This window comes from Kribbella sp. ALI-6-A, from assembly GCF_001984195.1.
Taxonomy (GTDB): domain Bacteria; phylum Actinomycetota; class Actinomycetes; order Propionibacteriales; family Kribbellaceae; genus Kribbella.
In genome coordinates, this window is record NZ_MTQN01000012.1 from 38,912 (window position 1) to 65,827 (window position 26,916).

31 protein-coding genes are annotated in these 26,916 nt (G+C 70.8%); 20 read left to right on the forward strand and 11 right to left on the reverse strand.

The window, feature by feature from the left end; genetic code table 11:
- Positions 1-46 precede the first annotated feature (46 nt).
- The 9 genes from BWI15_RS26795 (at position 47) to BWI15_RS26835 (ending at position 8,352) form a co-directional block, all read left to right on the forward strand.
- Positions 47-685: a LysE family translocator gene (locus BWI15_RS26795; RefSeq protein ID WP_077017337.1), complete on the forward strand. Its 639-nt coding sequence runs from the start codon at positions 47-49 to the stop codon at positions 683-685.
- A gap of 99 nt (positions 686-784) precedes the next feature.
- Entirely contained in the window at positions 785-1,903 is a 1,119-nt protein-coding gene (locus tag BWI15_RS26800; protein ID WP_237771481.1) for a polyprenyl synthetase family protein, read from the forward strand.
- 5 nt (positions 1,904-1,908) lie between these two features.
- The gene (gene crtI, locus BWI15_RS26805) at positions 1,909-3,411 is read left to right on the forward strand and encodes a phytoene desaturase family protein (RefSeq protein WP_077017338.1); all 1,503 of its coding nucleotides are present in this window, start codon (positions 1,909-1,911) and stop codon (positions 3,409-3,411) included.
- Positions 3,408-4,385: a phytoene/squalene synthase family protein gene (locus BWI15_RS26810; RefSeq protein ID WP_077017339.1), complete on the forward strand. Its 978-nt coding sequence runs from the start codon at positions 3,408-3,410 to the stop codon at positions 4,383-4,385. The genes crtI and BWI15_RS26810 overlap by 4 nt, the downstream gene beginning before the upstream one ends.
- Positions 4,382-4,735 (forward strand): lycopene cyclase domain-containing protein, encoded by a 354-nt coding sequence (locus BWI15_RS26815; RefSeq protein WP_077017340.1) that lies wholly within the window; start codon positions 4,382-4,384, stop codon positions 4,733-4,735. The genes BWI15_RS26810 and BWI15_RS26815 overlap by 4 nt, the downstream gene beginning before the upstream one ends.
- Positions 4,732-5,052 carry a lycopene cyclase domain-containing protein gene (locus BWI15_RS26820; RefSeq protein ID WP_077017341.1) on the forward strand — a complete coding sequence of 107 codons (321 nt, stop codon included), beginning with the start codon at positions 4,732-4,734 and terminating at the stop codon, positions 5,050-5,052. The genes BWI15_RS26815 and BWI15_RS26820 overlap by 4 nt, the downstream gene beginning before the upstream one ends.
- Positions 5,049-5,774, forward strand: coding sequence for a class I SAM-dependent methyltransferase (locus BWI15_RS26825; protein WP_077017342.1), 726 nt, complete (start codon positions 5,049-5,051; stop codon positions 5,772-5,774). The genes BWI15_RS26820 and BWI15_RS26825 overlap by 4 nt, the downstream gene beginning before the upstream one ends.
- The gene (locus BWI15_RS26830) at positions 5,771-7,351 is read left to right on the forward strand and encodes a hydroxysqualene dehydroxylase (RefSeq protein ID WP_077017343.1); all 1,581 of its coding nucleotides are present in this window, start codon (positions 5,771-5,773) and stop codon (positions 7,349-7,351) included. The genes BWI15_RS26825 and BWI15_RS26830 overlap by 4 nt, the downstream gene beginning before the upstream one ends.
- Positions 7,348-8,352, forward strand: a complete 1,005-nt coding sequence (locus tag BWI15_RS26835; protein WP_083751053.1) for a DUF5914 domain-containing protein — start codon at positions 7,348-7,350, stop codon at positions 8,350-8,352. The genes BWI15_RS26830 and BWI15_RS26835 overlap by 4 nt, the downstream gene beginning before the upstream one ends.
- Before the next feature lie 9 nt (positions 8,353-8,361).
- On the opposite strand, the gene BWI15_RS26840 is transcribed toward BWI15_RS26835, so the two are convergent.
- Both BWI15_RS26840 and BWI15_RS26845 read right to left on the reverse strand, forming a co-directional pair.
- Positions 8,362-10,476, reverse strand: a complete 2,115-nt coding sequence (locus BWI15_RS26840) for a heavy metal translocating P-type ATPase (RefSeq protein WP_077017344.1) — start codon at positions 10,474-10,476, stop codon at positions 8,362-8,364.
- A gap of 66 nt (positions 10,477-10,542) precedes the next feature.
- Entirely contained in the window at positions 10,543-11,973 is a 1,431-nt protein-coding gene (locus BWI15_RS26845; RefSeq protein ID WP_077017345.1) for an MFS transporter, read from the reverse strand.
- Positions 11,974-12,146: 173 nt separating this feature from the next.
- Here BWI15_RS26845 and BWI15_RS26850 point away from each other — a divergent pair, with 173 nt between their 5' ends.
- Positions 12,147-12,443: a metal-sensitive transcriptional regulator gene (locus tag BWI15_RS26850; protein ID WP_077017346.1), complete on the forward strand. Its 297-nt coding sequence runs from the start codon at positions 12,147-12,149 to the stop codon at positions 12,441-12,443.
- Positions 12,444-12,456: 13 nt separating this feature from the next.
- On the opposite strand, the gene BWI15_RS26855 is transcribed toward BWI15_RS26850, so the two are convergent.
- Positions 12,457-12,879, reverse strand: a complete 423-nt coding sequence (locus BWI15_RS26855) for a protein-tyrosine phosphatase family protein (protein WP_077017347.1) — start codon at positions 12,877-12,879, stop codon at positions 12,457-12,459.
- Between the two features lie 129 nt (positions 12,880-13,008).
- Between BWI15_RS26855 and BWI15_RS26860 the strand changes: the two genes are divergently transcribed.
- Positions 13,009-13,851: an SAM-dependent methyltransferase gene (locus tag BWI15_RS26860; protein WP_077017348.1), complete on the forward strand. Its 843-nt coding sequence runs from the start codon at positions 13,009-13,011 to the stop codon at positions 13,849-13,851.
- A gap of 67 nt (positions 13,852-13,918) precedes the next feature.
- Here the strand turns inward: BWI15_RS26860 and BWI15_RS26865 are convergent, their stop codons facing one another.
- Both BWI15_RS26865 and BWI15_RS26870 read right to left on the reverse strand, forming a co-directional pair.
- Positions 13,919-14,632: an anti-sigma factor family protein gene (locus BWI15_RS26865; RefSeq protein WP_077017349.1), complete on the reverse strand. Its 714-nt coding sequence runs from the start codon at positions 14,630-14,632 to the stop codon at positions 13,919-13,921.
- Positions 14,632-15,180: a sigma-70 family RNA polymerase sigma factor gene (locus BWI15_RS26870; RefSeq protein ID WP_077017350.1), complete on the reverse strand. Its 549-nt coding sequence runs from the start codon at positions 15,178-15,180 to the stop codon at positions 14,632-14,634. The genes BWI15_RS26865 and BWI15_RS26870 overlap by 1 nt, the downstream gene beginning before the upstream one ends.
- Positions 15,181-15,619: 439 nt before the next feature.
- Here BWI15_RS26870 and BWI15_RS39860 point away from each other — a divergent pair, with 439 nt between their 5' ends.
- Positions 15,620-16,303 (forward strand): hypothetical protein, encoded by a 684-nt coding sequence (locus BWI15_RS39860; protein WP_083751054.1) that lies wholly within the window; start codon positions 15,620-15,622, stop codon positions 16,301-16,303.
- Between the two features lie 7 nt (positions 16,304-16,310).
- On the opposite strand, the gene BWI15_RS26885 is transcribed toward BWI15_RS39860, so the two are convergent.
- The gene (locus BWI15_RS26885; RefSeq protein ID WP_202817751.1) at positions 16,311-17,291 is read right to left on the reverse strand and encodes a DUF1996 domain-containing protein; all 981 of its coding nucleotides are present in this window, start codon (positions 17,289-17,291) and stop codon (positions 16,311-16,313) included.
- Positions 17,292-17,452: 161 nt separating this feature from the next.
- On the reverse strand, positions 17,453-17,869 hold the full coding sequence (locus BWI15_RS26890) for a CBS domain-containing protein (RefSeq protein WP_077019335.1): 417 nt from the start codon (positions 17,867-17,869) through the stop codon (positions 17,453-17,455).
- A 163-nt stretch (positions 17,870-18,032) separates the two neighbouring features.
- On the opposite strand from BWI15_RS26890, the gene BWI15_RS26895 reads away from it, so the two are divergent.
- Entirely contained in the window at positions 18,033-18,293 is a 261-nt protein-coding gene (locus BWI15_RS26895; RefSeq protein WP_077017353.1) for a DUF2188 domain-containing protein, read from the forward strand.
- 197 nt (positions 18,294-18,490) lie between these two features.
- Entirely contained in the window at positions 18,491-19,240 is a 750-nt protein-coding gene (locus tag BWI15_RS26900) for a GAF and ANTAR domain-containing protein (RefSeq protein ID WP_077017354.1), read from the forward strand.
- On the opposite strand, the gene BWI15_RS26905 is transcribed toward BWI15_RS26900, so the two are convergent.
- The 3 genes from BWI15_RS26905 to BWI15_RS26915 all read right to left on the reverse strand — a co-directional run bounded on the left by BWI15_RS26905 (position 19,194) and on the right by BWI15_RS26915 (position 22,690).
- On the reverse strand, positions 19,194-20,234 hold the full coding sequence (locus BWI15_RS26905) for a CapA family protein (protein WP_083751055.1): 1,041 nt from the start codon (positions 20,232-20,234) through the stop codon (positions 19,194-19,196). The two genes, BWI15_RS26900 and BWI15_RS26905, sit on opposite strands and share 47 nt — an antisense overlap.
- Positions 20,231-21,304: an acyltransferase family protein gene (locus BWI15_RS26910; protein ID WP_077017355.1), complete on the reverse strand. Its 1,074-nt coding sequence runs from the start codon at positions 21,302-21,304 to the stop codon at positions 20,231-20,233. The genes BWI15_RS26905 and BWI15_RS26910 overlap by 4 nt, the downstream gene beginning before the upstream one ends.
- Before the next feature lie 93 nt (positions 21,305-21,397).
- Positions 21,398-22,690, reverse strand: coding sequence for a hypothetical protein (locus BWI15_RS26915; protein WP_077017356.1), 1,293 nt, complete (start codon positions 22,688-22,690; stop codon positions 21,398-21,400).
- A gap of 225 nt (positions 22,691-22,915) precedes the next feature.
- Here BWI15_RS26915 and BWI15_RS26920 point away from each other — a divergent pair, with 225 nt between their 5' ends.
- The 5 genes from BWI15_RS26920 to BWI15_RS26940 all read left to right on the forward strand — a co-directional run bounded on the left by BWI15_RS26920 (position 22,916) and on the right by BWI15_RS26940 (position 26,041).
- Entirely contained in the window at positions 22,916-23,725 is an 810-nt protein-coding gene (locus BWI15_RS26920) for an NPP1 family protein (protein WP_077017357.1), read from the forward strand.
- Between the two features lie 69 nt (positions 23,726-23,794).
- On the forward strand, positions 23,795-24,280 hold the full coding sequence (locus BWI15_RS26925) for an MSMEG_6728 family protein (protein ID WP_077017358.1): 486 nt from the start codon (positions 23,795-23,797) through the stop codon (positions 24,278-24,280).
- 10 nt (positions 24,281-24,290) lie between these two features.
- Entirely contained in the window at positions 24,291-24,692 is a 402-nt protein-coding gene (locus BWI15_RS26930; RefSeq protein WP_168197382.1) for a PPOX class F420-dependent oxidoreductase, read from the forward strand.
- Between the two features lie 63 nt (positions 24,693-24,755).
- Positions 24,756-25,277, forward strand: a complete 522-nt coding sequence (locus BWI15_RS26935) for a PadR family transcriptional regulator (RefSeq protein ID WP_077017360.1) — start codon at positions 24,756-24,758, stop codon at positions 25,275-25,277.
- Complete coding sequence (locus BWI15_RS26940; RefSeq protein WP_077017361.1) at positions 25,274-26,041, forward strand: alpha/beta fold hydrolase; 768 nt, start codon at positions 25,274-25,276, stop codon at positions 26,039-26,041. The genes BWI15_RS26935 and BWI15_RS26940 overlap by 4 nt, the downstream gene beginning before the upstream one ends.
- Positions 26,042-26,044: 3 nt before the next feature.
- Here BWI15_RS26940 and BWI15_RS26945 read toward each other — a convergent pair whose 3' ends face one another.
- A complete protein-coding gene (locus BWI15_RS26945) occupies positions 26,045-26,437 on the reverse strand; it encodes an SRPBCC family protein (RefSeq protein ID WP_077017362.1) in 393 nt (130 codons plus the stop codon).
- Between the two features lie 51 nt (positions 26,438-26,488).
- Here BWI15_RS26945 and BWI15_RS26950 point away from each other — a divergent pair, with 51 nt between their 5' ends.
- A complete protein-coding gene (locus BWI15_RS26950; protein WP_077017363.1) occupies positions 26,489-26,902 on the forward strand; it encodes a MarR family winged helix-turn-helix transcriptional regulator in 414 nt (137 codons plus the stop codon).
- The last annotated feature ends 14 nt before the right edge of the window (positions 26,903-26,916 follow it).

Genomic DNA, 26,916 nt, shown 5'->3' on the forward strand with positions numbered 1-26,916 from the left:
CCGAAAAGGTTCTGCGGCCGGCCTGCCGGGCGCGTAGCCTGACGGGATGCCGTCCGCTCATCATCTCGTCGCCTTCGCCGTCACCGCGCTGATCGTCATCGTCGTGCCCGGACCGAGCGTGCTGTTCATCGTCGGGCGAGCCCTGGCGGTCGGCCGCCGGGAGGCGATGCTGACGATGCTCGGCAACACGCTCGGCGCAGCGGTGATGCTGGTCGCGGTCTCGCTCGGCCTGGGCACGCTGATCGCCGCCAGCACGGTCGCGCTGACGGCGGTGAAGCGGGCCGGAGCGGCGTACCTGATCTATCTCGGGGTGCACGCGTTCCGCACCCGCAAGTCGCTGGCAGAGGCGCTGACCGGTGGGGTGCGGCCGGCGAACACCCGGCGCGTGCTGCGGCAGGGCTTCCTGGTCGGGGTGACGAACGCGAAGACAGCGGTGTTCTTCGCGGCGGTGCTGCCGCAGTTCGTGGACCCGGCGGCCGGCGCGGCAGCTGTGCAGATCCTGCTGCTCGGGCTGATCTTCATCGTGATCGCGCTGGTCTCGGACACGGTCTGGGCCGTCGCGGCGGGGTCCGCGCGTGACTGGTTCGCCCGGTCGCCGCGGCGGCTGGAGCTGGTGGGCGGCACCGGCGGGCTGATGATCATCGGGCTCGGCGCGAGCATCGCGGTCAGCGGCTCGAAGGAGTAGCCCCCGGACGGCGGCGTCCGGACCTCGAACTTATGCGAAATGCGTGCATGTGGTCCGGTGGGGTACCAAGGGGTCTTCACGACTGTGGAGGTCACTGCGGTGCTGCCAACGATCGGACGTCGTCTCGCTCCCCAGCCCACGACCGGCAGCCTCGCGGCGCCGGAGTGGCTCGAAGCCCAGCTCGTCACCACCCGCGAACTCGTCGCCGACTTCACGCACCGCCGGAGCACCGAGTACTTCGTGGCGCCCGGCACCGCCGTGCTCCGGGAGACGCTCGCCGAGTTCGTTGTCAGTGGCAAATATCTGCGGTCGACCTTCGCCGCGCTCGGCTGGCTGTGCGGCCGGCCCGAGTCCCGGCAGGCCCTGAAGGCGGCAGCCGGCCTGGAGCTGCTGCACGCCTTCGCGCTGATCCAGGACGACGTGATGGACGAGTCGGCCACCCGGCGCGGCGCGCCGACCGTGCACGTCCGGCTCGCGGACTGGGCTGCCGACCGGCTCGTTGATCCCGCCCGTTTCGGCCGATCGGCCGCCGTCCTGCTGGCTGACCTGTGCCTGGTGTGGTCGGAGCGGATGTTGCGCGAGTGCGGCCTGCCACGGGCCTCGCTCGACCGCGCCTGGCCGGTCTTCGACCTCATGCGGAGCGAACTGGCCGTAGGCCAGTACGGCGACCTCCTGAACGAGGACCTCCACACCGCCCAGCTGGACGACGTACTCGACGTCGCCCGGCGCAAGTCCGGCAACTACTCCGTACGCCGTCCACTCGAGCTCGGCGCCGCTCTCGCCGGCTGCGGCCCGGCCGTCACCGCGGCCCTCGGCCAGTACGGCGCCGCGATCGGCGAGGCGTTCCAGCTGCGCGACGACGTGCTCGGCGTTTTCGGCGATCCGGCCGTCACCGGCAAACCGATCGGTGACGACCTTCGCCAGCACAAGGCCACCACGATTGTCGTCGCGGCCCGCGATCTCGCCGGCCACCACCAGGCCGAGCAGCTCCAGAAGCTCGCGCGCGACCGCCCGGCGCCGGGCTCGCAGGAGGATGCCTGGGTCGAGCAGTGGCAGGACCTGATCCAGGCGTGCGGCGCCGCGAGCTGGGCCGAGGAGGCGATCGCCGGCCGGGTCCGAACCGCCCGAGCCGCCCTGGACGCCGAGCCCTCGATCCCCGAGCTGCCGCGTGAGACCTTGGAGTTCCTTGCCGACCACTGCACCAGCCGGACCCGGTGACTTGGATGCGCACAGTCGAAGGTCGTACCGATCGCGTCGTGGTCGTGGGCGCCGGGTTCTCCGGCCTCGCGGCCGCGCTGCATCTGGCCGGGCGCGGCCGGACCGTCACCGTGCTGGAACGTGCCGGCTTCCCCGGCGGCCGGGCCGGCCGGCACCAGATCGACGGGCACCACTTCGACACCGGCCCGAGCGTGCTGACCATGCTCGACGTGCTCGACGACACCTTCGCCGCGGTCGGCGCCGACCGGCGTGACCACCTCAGGCTGACCGACCTCGACCCGGCGTACGACGCCCGCTTCGCCGACGGCAGCAACCTGCTGGTGCACCGGGACCCGGAGGCGATGGTGGAGGCGGTCCGGGCGTTCGCCGGTGATCGCGACGCGACCGGCTACCGGCAGCTGCGGGCCTGGCTGCAGACGCTGTACCGGGTCGAGTTCGACCGCTTCGTCGGCGCGAACTTCGACTCCCCGCTCTCGATGCTGTCGCCGCAGCTCGCCCGCGTCGTCGCCCTGGGCGGCTTCCGCCGGCTCGACCCGGCGATCGCCCGGTTCGTCCAGGACGAACGCCTGCGCCGGGTCTTCACCTTCCAGTCCCTGTACGTCGGCCAGTCGCCGCAGGCCGCGCTCGCGCTGTACGCCGTGATCACCTACATGGACACCGTCGCCGGCGTGTACTTTCCGGCCGGCGGCGTCAGCGCGGTCCCGGACGCGCTCGCCGCGGCCGCGACCAAGGCCGGAGTCCAGATCGAGTACGGCGCCAGCGTGCGTCAGCTGGAAGGCTCGGGCCGCCGCGCGACCGCCGTACACACCGAGGACGGACGCCGGTTCGCGGCGGACGCGGTCGTGCTCACCACCGAACTGCCGGTCAGCTATCAGTTGCTCGGCGGTGCCCCGCGTCGACCGGTCGCGTTGCGGGCGGCGCCGTCGGCCGTCGTACTGCATGCCGGGCTGGATCGGGTCGTCCCGGAGCTGGCTCACCACACGATCTCGTTCGGGGCGGCCTGGCGTTCGACGTTCCGCGAGCTGATCGAGACCGGCGAGCTGATGCGCGATCCGTCGCTGCTGATCACCCGGCCGACGGCAACCGACCAGCGGCTCGCGCCACCGGGCCGGGACACGATCTCGATCCTGGCGCCCGTGCCCAACCTCGCGCACCGCGGCCAGCCGGACTGGGACCGCGACGGCGACCGGTACGCCGACGAACTGATCGACCTGGTCGACCGCCGGCACCTCCCGGGCCTCGGCTCCGCCATCACGGTCCGGCATCTGCTCACCCCGGCCGACTGGGCTCGCCAGGACATGGTCGCCGGTACGCCGTTCGCCTGGTCGCACTCGTTCGCCCAGACCGGCCCGTTCCGGCCGGGCAACTTCCCGCGCCGGACGGAGAACGTCGTCCTGGCCGGGGGCAGCACGGTTCCCGGCGTCGGCGTCCCGACGGCGCTGCTGTCCGGGCGCCTGGCCGCCGATCGCATCACCGGTCCGCTCAGCTCGAGAGGAGAGATCGCATGAGCGCTGCCGAGCTAGACGCCGCCCGCATCACCGATCCCCGCCTGCGGCACGCCTACCTGCGCTGCCGGGAACTGAACGCCGAGCACGGCAAGACGTACTTCCTCGCCACCCGAATGCTCGCCCCGGCGCAGCGCCCGGCGATCCACGCGCTGTACGGTTTCGCCCGCTACGCCGACGACATCGTCGACCTGCCTCCCGCCGGCGCGACCCCGGACGACGTCGAGACCGCGCTGACCGCGGTCGCCGACACCCTGCAACGCGGTCTCGCCGGTGAGCACTGCGACAACCCGGTGCTGGCCGCGGTCGTCGACACCATCCACCGCTACGCCATCGACCAGTCGCTGTTCGACGACTTCCTCACCTCGATGCGGATGGACCTCACGGTCGAGCGGTACGCCACCCGGCCCGAGCTCTACCGCTACACCCGCGGATCGGCCGAGGTGATCGGTCTGCAGGTCCTGCCGGTCCTCGGCACCGCCGTACCGCGTGCCGAGGCCGAACCTGCCGCTGCGGCGCTCGGCCTCGCGTTCCAGCTGACCAACTTCCTCCGCGACGTCGCGGAGGACTTCGAACGCGGCCGGATCTACCTGCCCCTGGACGAGCTCGCGGCGTACGGCGTGGACGAGGACCGGCTCGGGTGGTGCGTGACGGGCCGGCGGACCGAGCCGCGCGTGACGCAGGCGCTGCGCGCTCAGATCGCGGCCACCCGGGCGGTCTACGCCGAGGCGGTGCCCGGGATCGACCAGCTCGCGGAGGTCTCCAGGCCCTGCGTGCGGACGGCGTACGTGCTGTACTCGGAGATCCTGGGACGGATCGAAGCGGCCGGTCACGACGTGTTCACCCGCCGCGCCCATGTGTCGACCGCCCGCAAGGTGACCGTCGGGGCGGCGGCGCTGGCGCAGGCGGTCTGGGTACGGCGGCGCCGGGGGCTCGGCCGTCGACCACTGGCGAACGGCAAGGTGACCAGCACGTGAGCGACCACTGGCAGTACCTGATCGTGATGGCGGCCTGCGTGGCGATCACGCTGCCGCTCGAGTTGATCGGCGCCCGGGTCTATCGGCGGCCGCGGCGCTGGATGCGGGCGCTGCTGCCGGTACTGGTCGTCTTCCTGGTCTGGGACGCGATCGCGATCGCGGCGGGCGTGTGGAGCTACGATCCGGCGTACCTGACCGGCCTGACGCTGCCGTTCCGGATTCCGGTCGAGGAGCTGGTGTTCTTCGTGGTGGTGCCGACCTGTGGGCTGCTCACCTACGAGACCGTGACGCTGATGCTGGCGCGGATCGAGCGGTACCGCGGCGCCCGGCGCGAAGGGGTGCGGTCGTGATCGGGTACACCCTGCCGGCCGTGCTCGCGGTGATCGTCGTGGTCGTGGCCGAACTGGCCTGGCTGCGGACCGGGCTGTTCCGGCGGCCGGCGTACTGGATCAGCATGGTGATCGTGTTCGGGTTCCAGATCCCGGTGGACGGCTGGCTGACCAAGCTGGACGCGCCGATCGTGCTGTACGACCCGGACCACGTGACCGGGGTGCGGTTCCCGTGGGACATTCCGATCGAGGACTTCGCGTTCGGCTTCGCACTGGTCACGGCGACGCTGCTGCTGTGGGTGCGAGCCGGGGCGGCGGCGCGGAAGGAGACGTCATGAGCAACGGGTTGCCGCGCGCGGAGGTGCCGGCGGCGTTCGACGTCGGGGCCCGGGCCTACGACCGGCTGGTCGGCGCCAATCCCGGGTATCACCAGCAGCTGCGGCTGTCGGCGTCCCGGCTTCGCCTGCCTCGGGACGGCGCCGGGCTGCGGATCCTGGACGCAGGGTGCGGCACGGGAGCGTCGACCGCGGCGCTGCTGGCGGTGGCTCCGAAGGCGGAGATCGTGGCCTTCGACGCGTCAGGCGAGATGCTGGCGCAGGCTCGGGCGAAGGACTTCCCGCCGTCGGTGCGGTTCGTTCACAGCTCGATGGAGGAGCTCGCGTCGGCGGGGATCGACGGGCCGTTCGACGGTTGCCTGGCGGCGTACCTGATCCGCAATCTGGCCGAGCCCGATGACGGACTGGTTGCCCTGCGCAACTTGCTGCGGCCGGGCGGCCGGCTGGCCGTGCACGAGTACTCCGTGGCCGACTCGCGCCGCGCGCGGCTGGTGTGGGACGCGGTGTGCTGGAGCGTGATCATCCCGGCCGGGCGGATCACCACCGGGGACGCGTCGCTCTATCGGCACTTGTGGCAAAGCGTGCGGCACTTCGACGGGGCACGGGCTTTCCGGGAGCGGATGCTCGCGGCGGGCTTCGCGCAGGTCGAGGTCGGGGCGATGTCGGGATGGCAGCGCGGGGTCGCGCACACCTTCACCGGCGTACGGGCGGAGTCGGGACGATGACCTGGACCGGGCCGACCGACCCACGTGCGGAACGGCATGCCCCGCCGGCGCCGGCGCGGCCGGGAACGTCGGCGGACCTGACCGGCTCGGCGGGAGTCGGGCCCCGGCGGGTGGCGGTGATCGGTGGCGGCATCGCGGGCCTGGCCGCCTCCACCGCGCTGGCGGAACGGGGAATCCAGGTCTGCCTGCTGGACAAGGAGCAGTACCTCGGCGGCCGGGTCGGCGCCTGGCCGCATCGCCTGCCGGACGGCACGCCGGCCACGATGAGCCGGGGATTCCACGCGTTCTTCCGCCAGTACTACAACCTGCGCAGCCTGCTGGCTCGCACGGACTCCGCCCTCGACCGGCTCACTCCGGTCGACGACTATCCCCTGATCGACACCGCGCACCGGACCGACACGTTCCGCGGGTTGCCGCGCCGCCCGCCGTGGAACGCCATCGCCTTCGCGCTCCGCAGCCCGACCTTCACGGTCCGGGACTTCGTCGGACTCAACCCGCGCGCAGCGTTGCCGTTGGCAACAGTTCGGGTGCCGGACGTGTACCACCGGCTCGACACCACGACCGCCGCCGAGCTGCTCGACGCCATCAACTTCCCGGCCGCCGCCCGGCATCTCGCGTTCGAGGTGTTCTCGCGCAGCTTCTTCGCCGCTCCGGACGACCTGTCCGCGGCCGAACTGGCGGTGATGTTCCACCTCTACTTCCTCGGATCGTCCGAGGGCCTGCTGTTCGACGTACCGACCGACACGTTCGACGCGGCGTTGTGGGAGCCGCTGCGTCACTACCTGAGCCGGCTCGGCGCCGACGTTCGCACCGGTACGCCGGTCAGCGCGGTCGAGCCGGGTGGCGACCGGCGGTACCGCGTTCACCTCGACGGCGACGCGGTGGACGTCGACGCTGTCGTGATCGCGGCCGACGTCCAGGGGTTGCAGCAGCTCGTGCGATCGTCACCAGGGCTCGGCACCGCGGACTGGCGGGACCAGGTCGCGGCGCTTCGGACGGCACCACCGTTCCTGGTGCACCGGTTGTGGCTCGACCAACCCGTCGCGCCCGAGCGGCCGGCGTTCCTCGGCACCGGTGGCTGGGGACGCCTGGACAACATCTCGGTGCTGAACCGGTACGAGAACCAGGCCCGGCAGTGGGCTGCGACCAGTGGCGGATCCGTCGTCGAGCTGCACGCGTACGCCGCCGCGACGGGAACCGCGGCCGGCAGCAGCGCCGAGGTTCCGGCGATCGCCCGCGAGCTCGAGGACCAGCTGCACGTGATCTATCCCGAGACCAAGGCGGCCGGGGTCGTCGACGCGGTGTCGCTGTGGCGCGACGACTGCCCGCTGTTCGCGCCGGGCAGTTTCGCCGACCGGCCGACCGTGGCGACGCCCGATCCGGGCGTTGTCCTGGCCGGCGACACGATCCGCATCGATCTACCGGTGGCCCTGATGGAACGCGCCGCGACCACCGGCCTGCACGCGGCCAACCTGTTGCTGGCCGGCTTCGGCGTGACCGGCCACACCCTGATGACCGTGCCCAACCGTGGCCGGCTCCGGGGGCTGAGCCGTTTCAAGTCCGAGGAGGATTCGTGAAGAACCCGATCACCCGACTGGTGCCGGCGAAGTGGCCCGCGCGCTGGCCGGTGCAGTGGTTGCCGCGTGAACCCTGGGCGCGGCAGCAACCGACGTACCGCGACGCCTCGCCGCCGGTGATCGAAGCCGCGGTGAAGCGGGCCGAGGCACAGCCGTCGGGCAACTGGTTCGTGTTCGCCGCCAGCCGCTCGATCGGTTCGGCGAAGCCCGTCGCCGTTGAGGTCGGCGGTGTCGAGCTGGTGGCCTGGCGGCGTACGGACGGCACGCTGCGCGTCGGGCCCGGTGCATGCCCGCACCTCGGCGCGCCGCTGGCCGCGGGCAAGGTGGACGACGGACAGGTCGTCTGCCGCTGGCATGGTCTGGCCGTCGGCGACGAGGGCCGCTTCGGCTGGCTCAGCTATCCGAGCCACGACGACGGCGTGCTGTGCTGGGTTCGCCTGGATCAGGTCGGGCGTGAGGAGCCCACTGATCTGCCGACCGTGCCGGAGCGGCCGGTCGGGCTGCAGCTCGACGCGGTTGCCACGATGACCGGGTACTGCGAACCGGTCGACGTGGTGGCCAACCGCCTCGATCCCTGGCACGGCGCCTGGTTCCACCCGTACTCGTTCTCGGACCTGCGGGTGCTGCAGGTGCCGCAAGAGACCGACGACCGGTTCCTCGTCGACGTCACGTTCCGCCTCGGCGGCGCGCTCGGCGTACCGGTGCGGGCGGAGTTCATCTGTCCCGGGCCGCGCACGGTCGTGATGCGGATCCTCGAGGGCGAGGGTGCCGGGAGTGTGGTGGAAACCCACGCCACGCCGATCGGCCCGGCCCGCGACGGCCGGCCTCGCACCGCGGTGATCGAGGCGACCGTCGCGACCTCGGAGCGCCCGGGTTTCCAGCTCGCCCGTCGCGCCGCTCCCCTGCTGCGGCCGGCCATGACCTGGACCGCCGCCCGCCTGTGGCGCGACGACCTCGCCTACGCCGAGCGCCGGTACGCCCTGCGCAGCCGAGGTCGTTGAGCGTCCCTGCTACCGGTCCGGGGTCAGGTGGACCCGGCGCAGCAGCTGGGCGTTGGCGGCAACGACGATCGTCGAGGCCGACATCAGCACGGCGCCGACCGCCGGGCTGAGCGTGAACCCTGCCCAGGCCAGTGCTCCGGCGGCGAGCGGGATCGCGACGACGTTGTAGCCGGCCGCCCAGGCCAGGTTCTGGATCATCTTGCGGTACGACGCCTTGGACAGCCGGATCACGCCGGCGACACCGCGCGGGTCCGACGACGCGAGCACGACTCCGGCCGACTCGATGGCGACGTCGGTGCCGGCGCCGATCGCGATGCCGACGTCGGCGCGCGCCAGCGCCGGTGCGTCGTTGACCCCGTCGCCGACCATCGCCACCGTCAGGCCGCGGGACTGCAGCTCGCTGACGGCCTTGTCCTTGTCGGCCGGCAGCACCTCGGCGAACACCTCGTCGACGCCCTCGCGGAAGCCGAGGTCGACGGCCACCGCGCGGGCGACCGGTTCGGCGTCACCGGTGATCATGACGATCTTGGCGACGCCCGCCGCCCGGAGCTGCTCGACGGCCTCGCGCGCCTCGGGCCGGACCTCGTCCTCCAGCGCGATCGCACCGGTCGCGACCGACGTCGATCCCTCGACCCGCAGCAGGTAGAGCACGGCGGCTCCCCGCCCGGACCACTGCTCGGCCCGGTCCCGCAGGACGCTCGGCACAGTGGCGTCCAGCTCCCGCAGCAAGGCCGGCCCGCCCACCGCGTACGTCGTACCGTCGACTGAGGCCTGGACACCGCGACCGGTGAGTGACGTGAAGTCGCCGGCCTTGGCTCGTCCTCCGCGCTGATCGGCGGCCGTGACGATCGCCCGTGCCAGCGGGTGCTCGCTGTCGGCCTCGACGGCTCCGGCGATCCGCAGTACTTCCTGCTCGTCGATCCCGTCACCGGCGATGCCGGTCACCACGTGCTCGCCCTTGGTCAGCGTGCCGGTCTTGTCGAACAGCACGGCCTGCACGGTGCGCATCCGCTCCAGCGCCAGCCGGTCCTTGACCAGGATGCCCGCCTTTGCCGCGACCGCGGTGGACAGCGCGATCACCAGTGGGATGGCCAGCCCGAGGGCGTGCGGGCAGGCGATCACCAGGACGGTGACGGTGCGCACGACGGACTCGTCGAGCGTCCCGAACGCCCACCAGGCCAGGAAGGTGACCAGCGCGGCGGCGGTGGCGATGTAGAACAGCATCGCGGCGAACCTGTCGGCCAGGACCTGGGCCCGCCCACTGGACTGCTGCGCCTCGCTCACCAGCCGCTGGATGCCGGCCAGCGCGGTGTCCTCACCGATCGCGTCGACGCGAACCCGGATCGCGGAGTCGGTCGCCACGGTTCCCGCGACGACGCGGTCGCCGACGGTCCGGGCGACCGGCCGCGACTCCCCGGTGATCATCGACTCGTCCAGCTCGGCCGCGCCGTCCACGATCTCCCCGTCGGCCGGCACCCGCGCGCCGGACCTCACCAGGACGACGTCGCCGACGGTCAGGTCGGCGATCGCGACGGTCTCGACACCGTCACCGGTGACGCGCTCGGCGTCGTCCGGCAGCAGAGCCGCCAGGGCGGCGAGTGCGCCCTGGGCCTGGCCGATCGCCTTCATCTCCTGCCAGTGACCCAGCAGCATGATCGTGACCAGCGCCGCGAGCTCCCACCAGAAGTCCAGGTCGAACGCGCCGAGACTGGTGGCGAGCGAGGCGACGTACGCGACCGTGATCGCCATCGAGATCAGCAGCATCATGCCCGGAGCCCGGTCGCGGGCTTCCCGGACACCGCCGACCAGGAACGGCCAGCCGCCGTAGAAGAACACGAAGCTGCCGAGCACCGGACCGACCCAGCTGATCCCCGGGAAGTCCAGCGTGTAACCGAACCAGTCCATCACCATGTGGCTGGTGGCAACGATCGGCAGCGTGAGCAACAGGCTCAGCCAGAACTTCCGCCGGAACATCTCCGGGTCGTGCCCGGCGTGCTTGTCGTGCCCACCGTGACCGGCGTGCGCGTCGTGGCCTGCCGCCGGCCCGTGCCCGGCGTGGCTTTCGTGGTCGTGGTGCTCGCCAGGGTGCTGGTGATCCTGGCCGTGAGTGGTGGCCTTCACCATGATCCGTCCTCTCCGCGTCCAGAGTGGGGGCGGCTATCGCGCCACCGCCTCACCACCCTGTGAACACTATACCCCTTGGGGGTATTCCTCTGAGACTTGTTCTGCCGCGCTGCGCACAGAGACCGCGGCCAGTACGGCGCCGACGGCCGCGATGACGGCCGCGCCGATGAACGCCGCGGAGTATCCGCCGGTCAGCGCGGCGAGGTCACCGAGCTTGCCGGCGCCGTTGGCCGCGGCGACCGCCGTCATCGCGGCCAGGCCGAGCGCGGAGCCGATCTGGTAGCTGGTGTTGACGATGCCCGACGCCAGACCGCCTTCCTCGGGACGGGCCGAGGACAGCGCGATGCCGAGGCTGGGGATGAAGGCCAGCGACATTCCCGCCGCCGCGATCAGCGACGCGGGCAGGACGTCGGCCCAGAACGACCCGTCGGAACGGATCAGCGACAACGCGGCCAGGCCGGCGGTGAGCACGGTCATGCCGGCGACCAGGGTCTTCTTCGGACCGCTCGCGGCGATCGCCCGCGGCGCCACCACGATCATGCCGAGCATGATGAACGTTGTCATTGGCAACAGTGCCGAGCCGCTCGGGAACGCGCCGAGACCGAGCACCTGCTGCAGGTACAGGTTCAGGAAGAACCACATCGGCACCCAGGCCGCGCCGAGCAGCAGCTGCGCGACGTTGGCCGCCGCGAGGTTCGGCGCGGTGAAGATGCCCAGCCGCATCAACGGCTCCCGCCGCTTCGCCTGGACGGCGACGAAAACGACCAGCAACGCGACCGCGATCGCGCCGACCAGCAGCGTCGAGCCGTCGGTCCAGCCGACCTCGGGCGCGCGGACGATCGCGTACACCCCGGCGCCCAGCCCTAGCGTCACGGTCAACGCCCCGGCGAAGTCGATCGAGCCACGCCGTACCGGAGAGTGGGGCATCAGGGCCGGCGTCGCGATCAGCGCGACCAGCGCGATCGGGACGTTGAGGAAGAACACCCACGGCCACGACAGGTACTCGGTGATCACGCCACCCAGGAACACTCCCGCCGTACCGCCGGCCGGAGCGGCCGCGCCGTACAGGGCGATCGCCTTCGTCAACTCCCGGGGATTACCGCCGAACAGCATCATCAGCAGGGTCAGCGCCGCCGGCGCGATCAGCGCCGCACCGACACCCTGGACCGCCCGTCCGATGAGCTCGGTCGCGACGCCGTTGGCGAGGCCCGCCACCAGCGACCCGGCCAGCAGCACGGCCCAGCCGGCCGCGAAGATCCGCCGGGCACCCAGCAGGTCCGACAGCCGGCCACCGAGCAGCAGCAAGCCGCCGAACGCGACCACATAGGCGTTGAACACCCACGACAGGTCGCCGGGGCCGAAGCCGAGCTCGGCCTGCATCTTCGGCAGCGCGACGCCGATGATCGAGGTGTCCATGATGACCATGAACTGCGCCGCGGCGATCAGGCCGAGCGCCCACCAGCGCCGCGCCGGCGCCGGTGCTTCCATTGCAGACATTTGACTACTCCTTACCGGTATGGGGTATTGATCGAGCCCGCGAGGTGTTCCGGAGCTTGATCGACGGGAACAGTTCGATACCCTAGGGGGGTACCCTATGAAAAGGCAAGACCTCACCGCCGGCGGACGGGCCGGTAGGGTGCTCGTCGAGGGTCAGGGAAGGAAGTGGTGGCGTGACCGAGCAGGCACAGCACGGCTACATCGGCGACAAAGAGGCCTATCTGCGGCGGCTGAAGCGGATCGAGGGGCAGGCCCGCGGCCTGCAGGGCATGGTCGAGAACGAGAAGTACTGCATCGACATCCTCACCCAGATCTCCGCGATGACGAAGGCACTGGAGTCCGTCGCACTGGGCCTCCTGGACGACCACCTGGCGCACTGCGTCGTGGACGCCGCGGCCGCCGGTGGTCCGGAGGCCGACCGGAAACTCAAGGAAGCCTCCGAGGCGATCGCCCGCCTGGTTCGCTCCTGATCCGGCCGGCCGATCAGAAGTTGCGCACGTAGCGCTTCTGCCAGGGAGTTTCCACCGCGTGCCGGTGGTAGTTCGCGCGGACGAACGCGATCGCCTCACCGGCCGGTACGCCGTCCAGGATCGCCAGGCAGGCAAGGGCTGTTCCGGTCCGGCCCTTGCCGCCTCCGCAGGCGAACTCGACGCGGTCGCGGTCCAGCCGGTCGAGCGTCTCGGTCAGGATTCCCCGCGCCTCGGCACGGTCGGCGGGCAGCCGGAAGTCGGGCCAGCGGATCCAGCGGGAGTCCCACGCGACGGCCGGCGGAGGTTTGCCCAGCAGGTAGACGCCGAAGGTCGGTTCGGGTCCGGACGGCAGCCCGTCGCGCAGGCCGCGGCCGCGGACCAGCCGGCCCGACGGCAGTCGCAGTACCCCCGGGGCGGTCGGATCCCACTGCTCCACAGTTCCTCCGTTCGGTCGACCGGCGCGGCTCGGTGTCGCCTGTCTCAATTCGACCACGACGCGCTCGTCACACACCGCCGCGCGACCGCTACGATGCGGTCTACGCACGGGACAGTTCGAGGAGTTGCGATGAGTGATCAGACGGACGAGGCCGGCACGTCGAGCGTGGACCGGCTCGACCTGAGTGTGCCGCACAGTGCCCGGGTCTACGACTACTTCCTGGGCGGCAAGACGAACTTCGCGGTCGACCGCGAGGCCGGCGACCACCTGCTCGAAGCGTTCCCCGGCTTCCGGACCGCGGCCCAGTCGAACCGGATGTGGATGCACCGCGCCGCCCGGTACGTCGCCGAGCGCGGCGTCACCCAGTTCCTCGACGTCGGCACCGGCATCCCGACCAGCCCGAACCTGCACGAGGTCGTGCAGGCCATCGTGCCGCAGGCCCGCGTCGTGTACGCCGACAACGACCCGATCGTGCTGGCCCACTCCCGCGCCCTGCTGGTCAGCTCCCCACAGGGTGAGACGGCCTACCTCGAGGCCGACGTCACCGACCCGCAGGCGATCCTCGACTCGACCGAGGTCCGCCAGGTGCTCGACCTGAGCAAGCCGGTCGCGTTGTGCCTGGTCGGCGTCTTCCACTACATCACCGACGACCAGAAGCCGTACGAGCTCGTCCAGCAACTGCTCGAGCCGCTGGCGTCGGGTTCGTACCTGATCTTCTCCCACTGCACGCCGGACTTCGCGCCCGCGATGTGGGAGCAGGCGATCCAGGTCTACAAGGCCGACGGCGGCGACGCGCAGGTCCGCAGCCGTGAGGAGATCGAGCGGTTCTTCGCCGGTCTCGAGCTGGTCGAGCCCGGCGTCGAGGTGCCCTACCGCTGGCACCCCGACGAGGAGACCGAGCAGCTGGCCGAGCGCCGGGTCTTCACCGACGTCAGCTGCAGCCTGTGGGTCGGCGTCGCCAAGAAGCCCTGATCGCGGCCTCCAGCGGCGATCGACCGCGGTGCCCGGTGCCGCAGCACCAGGCACCGCGGCGCCGTGATCAGACCGGAGTGCTGACGAACTTCTGACCGCTGGTGTTCTCGATCATCACCGCGGTGACGTCGTCCGGATCGATCAGCGCGGTGCCGTCAAGTGTGGTGCCCTGCTGGGCTCCCTTCTCCGACACCAGCCAGCTGCCGGCCGTCTCCCGCCTGCCGTCCTTGCCGACCACGATCAGGCGGCACGGTTCTCCGGCTGGCAGACCGGTGACGGCCACGTTGACCCGCACGAAGCCGGACGCCGGTTCGACCCGAACCGTGAGCCGGGCCCCGGTGCTGGGATCGACGCTGCTGGCGAACCGGGTCCCCGGTACGGCGGAACTCGACGCGCTCGGCGTCGGCTCCGGTACGGCGAGCGGCTGGTCCGGCCCGGCGTTCCGCCCGATCAGTACGCCGCCCGCCGCGGCCAGCACCGCGGCAACCGCCGCGATCGACACCGTGGTCGCGACAGCTCCCCGGCCGGTGCGGGTCCGGGCGGACTCCTGACGCACCTGACGCAGGGTCCGCTGCAGCAGCAGGTCCGCGTCGGCCGGCGGCCCGTCGAGCAACGCCTCGGGGGGAACCTCCTGCAGGTAACTCTGCAGCTCACGCAAGGAGTTCACCTCTTCCCGGCAGGTCGCGCAGCCGGCCAGGTGCGACTCGACCTCTCGCGACTGCTCCGTGTCCAGTTCACCGTCGACGTAGCCGTCGACGTCCACGTGGTTGTCGGTCGTCATCAGGCGACTCCTTCCATCCCGAGGTGCCGCGCCGGGAAGTGCTCGCGCAGTGCGCGCAACGCGTAGTGGGACCGTGATTTCACCGTTCCGGGCGGGATGCCGAGCACGTCGGCCGCCTCCGCGACGCTGCGGCCCTGCAGGTAGACCTGTTCCAGCACCACCCGGTGCTCGGGCGACAGCCGGTCCAGCGCTTGCAGCACCACCATCGTGTCGACGACGTGGTCGGCGTGGTCGTGCTCGACCGGCACGGTGGTCGGCGACTCCGCCACCTCCGCCGGCCGCGCGTTCCGCGCCCGGACCCGGTCGGTGACGATGTTGCGGACGACGGTGAGCAGCCAGCCACGGACCGAGCCCTTGCCGTTGCCCAGGTCGTCGAGGTGCCGCCAGGCCCGGACCAGTGCTTCCTGTACGACGTCCTCGGCGGCGGCCCGGTCACCGGTCAGCCGGGTGGCGTAGGCGAGCATCGCTTTGCCGTGCTCGGTGAACAACGTCCGGACCAGTTCCTCGTCCGCTGTCTCGCGGCGGCGTCGGGTCGCGAACCCGGCCATTCAGTTCCACCTCTCGTCGGTTCCGCAACGCGGAACGTGATCTTCTCACTCACCAGCACCCCGGTCGTGCCGAGGGGGCCGCGTGCGGGTCGTCGGCCGCGGCCCCCTCGTGAACACCGTGGCGACGACGTGCCGGCCCCTGTTCGGCACGTTGTCCGGTGCTGGTTCAGCCGCGGCTGCCGCCGGTCTCGCTGCCGGTCTGCTGGTGGTAGGTCGCCATGTCGACTCCTTGTCGGTGGGTTCGGTCCGGTTCTGGCTCGCTCCGGCGCACCGGCCGGTCCGCGAGCTCGCCACCCAGACACGGCGCCCGGCGGGTTTTGGTTCACGGTTCGGCGAGACGCTCGTCACAGTGACGATCTGAACCCGTCGGCGGTGCGCCGCGTGTCTGCTGCCGAACGGACCCGGACGACGGGACCGCCCAAGCTCGAGGGAAGCAACCATGAACAAGCGCAGCACGCTGGCGACGATCGCCCTGGCCTCCGCGGGTCTCACCACATTGGTGGCCTGCGGCAACAATTCTCAGCCGGACGCGGCGCCGGCGATCGCGCCGACGACCGTGGTCCAAACCGTCACGGTGCCGGCTCCGCAGCCCGGGCAGCCGTCGACGACCGACCCGGCACCGGTTCAGCAGCAGCCGCAGGGGATCCAGCAGGCGCCGGTGCTGCAGCGCACCCAGGGCGCCGTCCAGATCTTCAAGGGTCCGGCCCCGGCGCCGATCGAGCCGCCGGCCGACGTCACGAAGAGCAGCCCGGCGGTGCAGCTCAACAGTGGGCAGTCGCCGGTGGTCACCGACAGCCGCGGGATGACCCTGTACCGGTTCGACGAGGACACCGCCAACCCGTCCACCGCGACCTGCGTCGGCGCGTGCGCCGAGAAGTGGCCGCCGCTGCTGGTGAAGTCGCCCGGCAAGATCTACACCGTCGGCGTCGACCCCTCGCTGGTCGGGTACGTCGAGCGGCCGGACGGCACTTGTCAGGTCACGGTCGGCGGGTGGCCGGCGTACTACTTCTTCAAAGACAAGTTGCCCGGTGATGTTCTCGGGCAGGGCGTCGGCAACACCTGGTTCGCGCTGAACTCCCAGGGCGGCAAGGCCGCGGTGGCCAACACCGGTTCCGGGTCCTGACCGCGACTCAGGCGGTGCAGCTGCGGCCGTCGTTGATGCAGGCAACGACTCGGTCCATGAGCGCCGGTCGCATCACGTTGATGAAGTGACCGTGGTCGGCCAGGGCGCTGCCGCCGTCCTCGGGAAAGGTGTCGATGGTGAAGTCCGCGTCCGGCGGGACGGTGTAGGCCACCTCGACGTGCAGCTGCGGCACCGGGAACGTGGCCGGCGGGCATCCGCCCGACCCGGCCGGGAAGACGAGGTGGGAGCTGTGGTCCGGACTGTCGAGCGACTTGCCGTTCCAGCAGCTGGGGAAGTCGAACACCCGGATCACCTGCTGCCCCTCGGGACAGCGCGGGTAGTCCTTGGCCACCCGGTCCCTGGCGCCGGAGCAGGTCCACTGCAGACGGTCGGTACGCCGGCCGGCCTGGGAGTAGCCGTGCGCGTTGCCGGTCGCGGTCCGCAGGAATTCAGGCATCGCCACCACGTCGCTGACCGGGTTGCCGCGGAACTCGATCAGCACCGAGTCCGGTCGCAGGATCCGACCTTGGTTGCCATGGGCATCGTGTTCGCCCGTGCCGTGCGCCGTACCGCCGTCGGGCACCCGGAGCACCGGCCAGTAGTACGTCGACCGGTCACCGCCGCGACAGGTGGTCGCCGCCGCCGCGAGGCTCCGGTCGGTCGAGAACGCGTTCGTCGACACGTTGCCGACGTAGTCGTGGTTGTGGTGCGCGGCGCCGACCACTCGTGGGTTCACCACCAGGTTGTCGGAGTTGTGGATCCCCCGCTCGTTGCGGCCGCAGTCGACCCGCCAGGTCCCGGTCGAGGCGTCCGGGCCGGCCGGCTGCGACGCCGGTACCAGGCCCGCGTCCTCAATCGCGACGTACCGGATCGCTCCGTCACCGGTGCTGCCCGTCAACGCTCCGCAGCCCGTGGCCGCCGCCGCGAGTGCCACGAACCCCAGCCAGGAGAACCGGCGCATGCCCTCCGCCAATCGTTGAATCTTCACCCAGAACCGCGGCTCGAAGGTAGCACGCCACCTCGTCGCCCCACTGATCGAGAAGGAGTCACGATGTCGATCATCGAAGCCACGATCTGACCGCACGCAGGCCCGGACCGCCGTCTCCGCGACAGGGGTCCGGGCCTGGCGTTCGCGGGTGGCCCGCCGGGCTAGGGCTGGGAGATGTCCTGCACCGTGTCGCCGGTGGCATGCTCGGGCATCGACCGGGCGATGTCGGCCTGGGCGAGCATGCCGACCAGGTCGTGCCCGTCGATCACCGGCAGCCGGCGGACCTGGTGCTCGGTCATCGTCTTCAGGGCCTCCTCGATGCTGTCGTCCGCGCCGATCGTCACCGGCTTGCCCTGACCGAACTGGCCGGCCGTCGCGGTGGCCGGGTCGCCACCCTCGGCGATGCACCGGACCACGATGTCGCGGTCGGTGACCATGCCCTTGAGCCGGTTGTCCTCACCACAGATCGGCAGGGCGCCGACGTCCAGGTCCCGCATCTTGCGGGCCGCGTCCACCAGGGTCTCGTTCTCGCCGACGCACTCCGCGCCGGGTGTCATCAGGTCGCGTGCCTTGGTCATCGTCACCACTCCCACCATGGATCGATCGGTTGGTCGGCCCCCGGGTTCCCCGTCAGGCGGCTTGGAAACGCCCCGGCCACCCTCGACCCACAGCGATCGGCACCACCCGGAATGCATCAGACCTGTAGGGGTACTGGTCTGCTGCGGAGGGGAGGGCAGCGGGATGGACGCACGAGATGTCGAGACCTTCTGGGACGGCGCCTGGATGACCCGGCGGGTGGGCTGCGTGGAACCGTTCTCCCGCGGTGGTCCGCGGCTGAAGCAGATCTGCATCGGCGCCGAGGTGGCGCGCTGGGCCGGCGTACGGCATGTCATCCGGAACAAGGACGGGACCGTCGAGGAGATCAACGTCTACAGCCCGGGCCCGTACCCGTCGCGGTCCCCCAGCCACCGGCTCCGCCCCGGCGACGACCGGCCGTCGTGACGGCTGCCGTCGCGAGCCGCCGGAGTACCGCGATCAGGCAACGAACCGGTCGTGACGGAGCGTGGCCGGACAAGGTAAACGATTGACCGTGAAAATCGCGGCTGAGCGGCGTGCTTTCCGGACCGGAACGGGGCATGCTGACAGGGAGTGACTCCAGCGGCGTGGGCGACGCCGCTCCCGTCGACCGGAGGCGGCCCATGGAGCTCGACCTGCACCACACGCACGCGCGCCTGTTCGCCGAACTGGCGCTCGAACTGCACGGCTCGGCCGGGATGGAAGAGACCGTCGAGACGGTGGTCCAGTTCGCGCTGCACGCCCTCGGCTGTTCGCACGCCGGCGTGGCGCTCGCCGTCCGCGGACGGCGCCCGGAGGTTCCCGCGGTGACCGACCCCGTGGTGGCCACCATCTACCAGGCCCAGATGACCGGCTGCGAGGGACCGCTGACCGTTTGCCTGCGCGAGCAGGACACGCTGCTGATCCGCGACGTCGCGACCGACGGCCGCTGGCCGCACTGGGCCCGCACCGTGCAAGCGCTCGGCGTCCGCAGCGTGCTCGACGTACCGTTGTCGATCGGCACCGGCACGGTCGGCGTGCTCGGCCTCTACAGCGGACGGCCCGACGCGTTCTCCATCGACGACCAGGCGGTCGCCCACATCCTGGCCCGGCACGCGGCGGTCGCCGTCGCGACCACCCGGCAGGCGCAGACCATGACCCAGGCGGTCGACGCCCGCAAGCTGGTCGGGATCGCGATGGGCATCCTGATGGAACGCTTCGACCTCAGCGACGACCAGGCGTTCGCCGTCCTGCAGCGCTACTCTCAGGACACCAACACCAAGTTGCGCGAGGTCGCCCAGAACTTCATCGAGACCCGGAAGCTGCCCGGGGCCGATGGCAAGGCAGTCAGCCAGGCACCTGGGCCAGCGAGGCGCAGTCCCGCAGGCCGTTGATCCGGGCCCGTTCTTTGTCGGCCTCCGCGGCGGTGAACTCGAGAGGCTGGCGGGTCTCGGGTGACAGCGTCGTGGGAGTGAAGTCGCGTTCGACCACCGTGCGGCCGTGCAGGGTCAGCTTCAGTACGCCGCCACGCCAGTCCTCCGGGGCCAGCAGGCCCGAGCCCCAGAGCAGATTTCCCATGCCATAGGCAACAAACGTGCGGCCGAGGTAGCCCTGGCCCTGCAGCACGTGGGCGTGGGCGCCGACGACCACGTCGGCGCCGGCCGCGGACAGGTCGGCGGCGAAGGACTTCTGGTCGGCGGTCGGGCAGCGGTCGTGCTCCGCGCCCCAGTGCGGGACGACGACGATCACGTCGCTGGTCGCGCGGGCGGCCCGTACGGCGTCCAAGGCCTGACGGCGTTCGACGGCGACTGCCAGTCCGGGGCGGTCGCGCGTCGCGGTCCACTCGGTGGCCAGATCCGAGACCTGGCTGAAGGCGAAGACGGCGACCCGGATACCGCGGATCGTCGTCCGCCACGGTGCGAAGGCTTCGGCAGCGTTGCGACCGGCGCCGACCGTCGGCAGTTTCCCCGCGCGCGCCGCGGCGAGGGTGTCCGCCAGGCCGACCTGGCCGTAGTCGAGCGTGTGGTTGTTGGCCAGGCTCACAACGTCCACGCCGGCCGATGTCAGTGCCGTCACCGCGCGGGGATCGGTGCGGAACAGGTACCGCTTCGGCTGCGGTGTTCCGCGGGTGGTGATCGGGGTCTCCAGGTTCACGACGGCGAGGTCGGCGGCCGCCAGCTTGCTCGCGGCCGGACCGAAGGCCGTCGCCGGATCCTTGTCCAGCAGTTCCTGGGTGCGACCCTCGAAGTTGACGTCGCCGCCGAAGGCCAGCGTCAACGACGGCCCGTCGGCCTCGACCGGCGGATCGGCCTCGAGCTCGCCGCCGGTACAGCCCGCCAACGCCAGGACAACGGCCAGTACGGCGAACCGCTTGCCCAGCGCCCTCATCCGCGCCGCCCCTCGAGCATCCGCTTCAATCGTGGCGCGAGCGGCTTCTCGACGTACCGGTTGATCAGGTACGCCGCACCGACCATCGCCGCCGTGGTGGAACCGACCAGCAGGTACTTGTTCACCTGGTCGCCCAGCCGCTCGAAGACGATGAAGCCGATGTGCGCGTGAATCAGGTAGAGCGGGTACGTCAGCGCGCCCAGGACCACGAACCACGGTCTCGCCAGCCGAGTCGTGAGTCGCAGCGCGACCGCGAGCATCACGGCGAAGATCAGCACGATCAGCCCGACGACCACCGGTCGCTGAATCGCTGTGTGGAAACGGGATTCGACGTCACCGGCGAACTGCACGCCGCGATACACCGCGTTGATCAGACACAACCCGACCAGCACCAGCCAGGACCAGCGCGGGCCGAAGCGGTAGATCAGGCACAGCGCCATGCCCGCGATGAAATAGTGCGAGTACTGCGTGTTCAGCACGAGGTCCGCGCCCGCCGGCAGTACGCCGTACTCGAGGAGGGCGGTGAGTCCGAGCCACGACCAGAGCAGGATGCTCACCCGGCGCGCCGTGATGGTGAAGAAGGTCAGCGCGAACACGATGGCGTAGAAGCGCAGCTCGGCCCAGAGCGTCCAGTACACGACGTCGACGTTCTCGAGGTCGGCCAAGGAGTTCAGCATGGTCAGGTTGCCGAGGTACTGGACCAAGCCGATCGGAAAGCGTCCGGCGCCGAAGAGCACGGACACCAGCGCGGTCAGCGTCACCGCCACCCAGTACGCCGGGTAGAGCCGCACCACCCGGGAGACGACGAAGCTCCGCGGGGTGCGGTTCCAGGCGGACAACAGGACGACGAACCCGCTGATCAGGAAGAACAGGTCGACCCCGAGGTACCCGTACCTGGCCACCAGTCCCGGCGCCGCGAACCCGAGCGGCGAGACGACCTTGTAGTACCCGGCGAACAGGTAGTGGTAGAGCACCACCGAGACCGCCGCGAAGATCCGCAGCAGATCGATCTCGTGCAACCGGACACCTGCCAGAGCAGGCCGCTCCACCCGAACCGCAACCGAACGCATGCCACCATCCAAACCGCCGCGGCGTATCGCGAGCGTAGAGAGAACAACCGGTGGTCTCCCCGCCGCCGAGGCCGGACGGGGAGACCAGTGGACTCAGCGAACCGTCAGGCTGAACGGATAGGTGTAGCCGGCATCGACCGGCAGGCCCTGGCTGCTGGTCGAGGCAGCGACCCACCAGCGGAACTGGTGCGTGCCGACCCGGTTGAAGGCGAACGGACCGCTCTGCGCCGAGCCGTTCACCAGCGTGCGGTACATCAGACCCTGCCATTGCCCGCTGGAGTTCTTGAACTGCAGGGCCACCTGGTGCGACCCGTACGGCGCCACCGTCACCGTCGCGTTCGGCTGCTGGCCGAGCGTGATGTCGGAGTCGGAGAAGCCGGCCGCCAGCACCTGCGGCGTGGCCCGGATCGCCTTGGTGGCGCTGATCGATTGGTAGTTCAGCGTGCCGGCGCCGACGTTGGACTCGTTCAGGATCGCCCGGTACTCGCGCGCACCGGGGTTGCTGATCACGAACGTGTACTTGCCCTGGGCATCGGTCTTGCTGACGCCGATGCCGTACCACGCGGCGGTCGCGGAGTTCCGGCCGTGCAGCGACATCTGGTGCCCGCCCAGGTTCACGGTGTCGGCCACCGAACCGCAGTCACCCGCCGCCGGGTTCGACAGTTTGCGCAGGGCAACCGAACCGGTCATCGTCACCTTGGCGCCGTAGATCCCCGACGCCGGGGTGCTGAACGCGACCGTCGCCGTCCGGGTCCGGACGCTCGACAGCTTGGTCTGCCCCCACTCGGTGGTCCGGATCAGGTCGAGCGCGTACGCCCCGGCCTGCGCCGGCACCTGGCCGTACTCGTTGGTGGTGGCCGGCAACGACACCGTCTCGCACTGCGCCGCGGTGCCCGCCTTCAGACGCGTCAGCTCCGGCGTGATCCGTGCGGGGGTGTCGGTGTCCAGCGGGTCGTTCGGTGTCGTGTCCGCCGCCGTGTCGGCCGCGAACGTCCACTGCGCCGCACCCCGGACGATGCCCCAGGCCACCGCCGTCCCACCGCGGGAGTACCGGTCGAAACTCGCCGACCGGGCGCCCGCCGTACTCGGGTCCGCCACGAAGATCCGCGCCGTACTGGCCGCGTCGTGCGTCGGCCGCAGCGCCGCGGCCGGTACGACGAGTTCGTTGGCGCCGGTCGCGGTCGTGGTCCCGATCCGCTGCGCCTGCTGCCCACTCACCTCGAGATAGACGTCGTTCGCGATCCCGGCCGCCTCGGTCCAGCTGATCCGGACCTTGCCCGGCTCGGCCCACGCCAGCTTGACCTCGGACACCGCGGCCGGCGCCGCCTGCGCGACCGTCGGCATCGCCGCCAGGCCACCCACCACAGCCAGCGCCGCCAAAGACATTCTTTTCATGCTGATCCCCCAGCTTCGTCGTCGCCTCGCCTCCCGAGGCACCGGGTAAGACGACGTGGGGAGCGCCGTTGGTTGACAGCGATCCCCTGGAATCATCCGAAAGGAGGGCGTTCACCCAGCGTCAATCAGTAGTCACGTGACGTATGTACTGACTTGTCCGGGGGCTGTCATTCTCGGAGCGTTCACTTCCGCCCCCGCTCTCGAAAAGAGTGATGAATGAACGCTTCTCCGCCCCTTGCATCCGCCCGGCCTCGCAAGCGCCGCCGCCGCGTGCTCGGCATCGCGCTGGCCACCGCCGCGCTGATGGTCACCTCCGCGGCCGCGGCGTACGCGGCTCCGCCTCCCTCGCTGCCGCAGAACGCCGGCGGGTACGAGCAGTCGTTCTCCCCGGCGTACGACTACGACGGCGACGGCTGCTACGCGACGCCGGCGATCGGCGCCGACGGGACGCTCAACCCAGGACTCAATCCCAGCGGCGCGGTCAACGGCAATTGTCGCGACCAGTCCGACCTGGACAACAGCCAGACCTACGCGCGGACCAAGTGCAACAACGGCTGGTGCGCGGTCGTCTACGCCAGCTACTTCGAGAAGGACCAGGCGATCGCCGGCAGCAGCCTCGGCGGGCACCGGCACGACTTCGAGCACGTCATCTCGTGGATCAACCAGGCGACCAACCAGGTCGAGTTCGTCACCACCACCCAGCACAGCAGCCAGGTGACCTACCCGCGGTCCCAGGTCCGCTTCGACGGGACGCACCCCAAGGTCGTCTACCACAAGGACGGCGCCAGCACGCACTTCTTCCGGCTTGCCAACAGCAACGACGAGCCGCCGGAGAACCACTACCACAACTGGCGCTACCCGCCGCTGGTCGGCTGGGACGGCTTCCCCACCACCGGTCTGCGCGACATCCTGATGAACGCCGACTTCGGCGCGGCGACGATCAAGATCACCGACAAGGACGACCGCTTCCGCAACCTGCTCAACGCCTCCAAGCCCGGCGGGATCCCCTTCAACCCCTGGGCCTGACCTCGTCCGGCCGCCGGGCGCTCCCCGGTCAGGGAACGCCCGGCGTGCCGGTTGGGTACCGGCCGCGGCATGCAGTCGTTTCTCCCGTACGCCGACTTCCGCGCGACCGCGCAGGTCCTCGACCCGCGCCGCCTCGGCAAGCAGCGCGTGGAGACCATCCAGATCCTGCGCGGCCTCACCGTGGAGAACTACGGCTGGCGCCACCACCCAGCGGTGAAGATGTGGGCCGGCTACGAGGAAGCCCTCGTCCGGTACGGCCTGGAGATCTGCGCGGCGTGGACCGCGACCGGCCGGGCCGACACCTGCGAACTGACCCTGGTCACCGACCTGAACACCGGCTGCGGAATCACCCACCCCCGCACCCAGCAGGACCTCGCCGCCACCGGCGACCTCCCCCCGTGGCTCGGCGACGAGGACTTCCACCGAAGCCACCGCTCCGCCCTGCTGCAGAAGGATCCGGCATACTACGCCCCGCTCTTCGACGAGCCCACCGACCTGCCGTACGTCTGGCCGCCCTCCGACCGGAAACCCTGCGGCGGGCCGCCGTCCGGGTAGCCTCGGCCAGGTGACGATTCCCGAGGATTTCCACCCGTTGCTCGAGTCGCGGGCGGTCGCGTTCGTGTCGACCGTCGGCAAGAACGGCGGTCCGCAGGTCACCCCGTTGTGGTTCCTGTGGGACGGCGAGCGGGTCCGGATCAGCCTCGTCGAAGGCCGCCAGAAACTTCGCAACCTCCGCCGCAACCCCCGGATCTCCGTGGCGATCGTCGAGCCCACCCGCCCGACGTACTACCTGGAGCTGCGCGGCACCGTCGACGACCTGGTCCCCGACCCGGACTGCACGCTGGAGCGTGCGATCGCCGAGAAGTACGTCGGCGAGTGGACCGACGTCGAACCCCCGGGCACGCCGCGCTACGCCACCAGCATCGTCGTCGAACGCACGACCAGCCAGCGCGGCGCACCGGGCTGATCGGACCGCCTCACCTCGCACCACTAGTAGACAAGTCACCTAGATGCATTGTCTACTAGTGACATGGTTCTGCAGCGCATCATCCTCGGCATGCTGGCGATCGCGCCGATGTCGGGCTACGACCTCAAGCGGCACTTCGACTCGACGGTCAACTACTTCTGGTCGGCCGACAAGGCGCAGGTCTACCGGACGCTGGCCGCGCTGGTGACCGAAGGGCTCGTCGAGGTCCGGAAGGTTCCGGGCACCGCCGGGCCCGATCGCCAGGAGCACCACCTCACCGCGGCCGGACGGGCGAGGCTGCACGACTGGCTGGTGTCCGACCTCGACCGGCAACCCGAGCGCAATGCCTTTCTGGCCAGGGTGTTCTTCGCAGGCGAGCTCGACTCCGAGGAGCTGACCGCCCTGCTGGAGCGCCAGCGCGAAGCCGCCCGTACGACGCTCGCCACCTTGAAGGCGGTCCGCAAAAGCACCCCGGAGCCCACCGACCGCGCCGAGCGGCTCCGGCTGGCCACGCTCGACAACGGGCTGCGTCACGCGCGGGCTGAGCTGGCGTGGCTCGACGCGCTCGAGAAGGAGCTGGCATGACCTTCCCCGAGCTCCACCACCCGGAAGCCGCCGGCGACGACGATCCAGTCGTTCTCCTGCACGGCGGCAACGTCGCGAACTGGATGTGGGAACCCCAGCTTGCCGCGCTGCGCCACCGCGTTGTCGTCACGCCTCACCTGCCGGGCTTCGGCGATCGCACCAGCGAGCCTTGGCCCGGCCTCGGCGGCGCGGCCGACGACATCGTCGACCGCGTCCGGGAACTGACCGGCCGCGACCGCTTCCACGTCGTCGGTCTTTCCCTGGGCGGCGTCGTCGCCCTGCACCTCGCCGCACGCCACCCCGACGCCGCGACCTCGGTCCTCGTCTCCGGCGTTCCCCTGCTTCCGGTCACCGGCCTGCCCCGCCTCGCCGTCCGGCTGCACCTGCGCCTGTGGGACAAACCCTGGTTCTGGAAAGCCCAGGCCGCCGCCTTCCGGCTGCCTGCCGACTCGCGCGGCCCGTACGTCGAGCACGGCCTGTCGGTCCGCAAGGAAACCGCCCGCCGGATGCTCGACGACGTGCACACCGGCCGGGTGCCGGAAGGCCTCAGCGCGTACGCCGGACCGATGTTGCTGGTCGCCGGCGACCGCGAGCCGGCCACCGTCCGCCGATCGCTCGCCGCCGCGGCCACCGTCGTACCGCGCGCCACGACCCGCTTCGCGCCTGGCATGCACCACGTCTGGAACGTCGAGGACCCCGACCTGTTCGACGCGATGATCCGCGCGTGGCTCGAGGGTCGTGTCGAGCCACGACTTCGGGAGTAGGCCTCAGGCCTCGCAGAGGGTGCGGACGGTGGCGAGCTCCTGCTCGATGACGGTGAGCTGCTGGTCGACCGCGTCCTGCGGGGTGCCTTCGGGGAAGAAGAGCGTGAACTGGTACTCGCTGCCGGTGCCGTTCGGCAGGACGCGGGTGAACACGCCGGAGCGAGGGTCGTCGGGCGAGAGCAGGTCGACCGTGCCGTGCTCCTCGGAGGTACGGACGGTGATCCGGACCTCGGCCTGTCCGTTGTCGAGCAGCCAGTCGTCCCCGCTGGGCTGGACCGACTTGGCGGCACCGGGCGCCCAGCGCGGGAGATTGCGTGGATCGGCGACGAACGCGAACACCGCGTCGGCCGGGGCGTCGATCGCGATACTGCGGGAGAGCGTGATGTTTGTAGGCATATGCTGATCATATGCAGCTGCTTACGATTGAGCAATGCCTACGATGACCGGATGGAGCGCGAAGACCTCGGAGCCCTGCTCGCTCAGGTGGTCCGTCGGCTGATGGCGGCCGAGCGGCCGTTGCTGGAGGCCCACGGCCTGTCGATGTGGGGTTACAGCGTGCTGAGCCACCTGGCGAAGCAGCCGACCGAGACACAGCAGGCGCTGGCCCAGGCGATCGGGTACGACAAGTCCCGCCTGATCCCGCTGCTCGACCAGCTCGCCGACCAGGGTCTGCTGGTCCGCGAGCCGGATCCGGCCAACCGCCGCGCCCACAACGTCCGTCTCACTCCGGAGGGCCAGGCCCGGCTGAAGGCCGCCAAGGCCGACATCCGCGCGATGGAGGACGAGCTGCTCAGCGCTCTCACCGCGACCGAGAAGCGCCAGTTCCTGGCGGCGCTGCCCCGCCTGGCCGACACGCCGTAGGCCCGTCTCCGCAC

Excerpts from the sequence above, each read along its gene's own strand:
- BWI15_RS26795 (WP_077017337.1), top strand. The coding sequence starts at position 47 with ATGCCGTCCGCTCATCATCTCGTCGCCTTCGCCGTCACCGCGCTGATC.
- crtI (WP_077017338.1), top strand. The coding sequence starts at position 1,909 with ATGCGCACAGTCGAAGGTCGTACCGATCGCGTCGTGGTCGTGGGCGCC.
- BWI15_RS26810 (WP_077017339.1), top strand. The coding sequence starts at position 3,408 with ATGAGCGCTGCCGAGCTAGACGCCGCCCGCATCACCGATCCCCGCCTG.
- BWI15_RS26825 (WP_077017342.1), top strand. The coding sequence starts at position 5,049 with ATGAGCAACGGGTTGCCGCGCGCGGAGGTGCCGGCGGCGTTCGACGTC.
- BWI15_RS26830 (WP_077017343.1), top strand. The coding sequence starts at position 5,771 with ATGACCTGGACCGGGCCGACCGACCCACGTGCGGAACGGCATGCCCCG.
- BWI15_RS26840 (WP_077017344.1), bottom strand. The coding sequence starts at position 10,476 with ATGGTGAAGGCCACCACTCACGGCCAGGATCACCAGCACCCTGGCGAG.
- BWI15_RS26845 (WP_077017345.1), bottom strand. The coding sequence starts at position 11,973 with ATGTCTGCAATGGAAGCACCGGCGCCGGCGCGGCGCTGGTGGGCGCTC.
- BWI15_RS26860 (WP_077017348.1), top strand. The coding sequence starts at position 13,009 with ATGAGTGATCAGACGGACGAGGCCGGCACGTCGAGCGTGGACCGGCTC.
- BWI15_RS26865 (WP_077017349.1), bottom strand. The coding sequence starts at position 14,632 with ATGACGACCGACAACCACGTGGACGTCGACGGCTACGTCGACGGTGAA.
- BWI15_RS26870 (WP_077017350.1), bottom strand. The coding sequence starts at position 15,180 with ATGGCCGGGTTCGCGACCCGACGCCGCCGCGAGACAGCGGACGAGGAA.
- BWI15_RS39860 (WP_083751054.1), top strand. The coding sequence starts at position 15,620 with ATGAACAAGCGCAGCACGCTGGCGACGATCGCCCTGGCCTCCGCGGGT.
- BWI15_RS26890 (WP_077019335.1), bottom strand. The coding sequence starts at position 17,869 with ATGACCAAGGCACGCGACCTGATGACACCCGGCGCGGAGTGCGTCGGC.
- BWI15_RS26895 (WP_077017353.1), top strand. The coding sequence starts at position 18,033 with ATGGACGCACGAGATGTCGAGACCTTCTGGGACGGCGCCTGGATGACC.
- BWI15_RS26900 (WP_077017354.1), top strand. The coding sequence starts at position 18,491 with ATGGAGCTCGACCTGCACCACACGCACGCGCGCCTGTTCGCCGAACTG.
- BWI15_RS26905 (WP_083751055.1), bottom strand. The coding sequence starts at position 20,234 with ATGAGGGCGCTGGGCAAGCGGTTCGCCGTACTGGCCGTTGTCCTGGCG.
- BWI15_RS26910 (WP_077017355.1), bottom strand. The coding sequence starts at position 21,304 with ATGCGTTCGGTTGCGGTTCGGGTGGAGCGGCCTGCTCTGGCAGGTGTC.
- BWI15_RS26915 (WP_077017356.1), bottom strand. The coding sequence starts at position 22,690 with ATGTCTTTGGCGGCGCTGGCTGTGGTGGGTGGCCTGGCGGCGATGCCG.
- BWI15_RS26920 (WP_077017357.1), top strand. The coding sequence starts at position 22,916 with ATGAACGCTTCTCCGCCCCTTGCATCCGCCCGGCCTCGCAAGCGCCGC.
- BWI15_RS26925 (WP_077017358.1), top strand. The coding sequence starts at position 23,795 with ATGCAGTCGTTTCTCCCGTACGCCGACTTCCGCGCGACCGCGCAGGTC.
- BWI15_RS26935 (WP_077017360.1), top strand. The coding sequence starts at position 24,756 with ATGGTTCTGCAGCGCATCATCCTCGGCATGCTGGCGATCGCGCCGATG.
- BWI15_RS26940 (WP_077017361.1), top strand. The coding sequence starts at position 25,274 with ATGACCTTCCCCGAGCTCCACCACCCGGAAGCCGCCGGCGACGACGAT.
- BWI15_RS26945 (WP_077017362.1), bottom strand. The coding sequence starts at position 26,437 with ATGCCTACAAACATCACGCTCTCCCGCAGTATCGCGATCGACGCCCCG.
- BWI15_RS26950 (WP_077017363.1), top strand. The coding sequence starts at position 26,489 with ATGGAGCGCGAAGACCTCGGAGCCCTGCTCGCTCAGGTGGTCCGTCGG.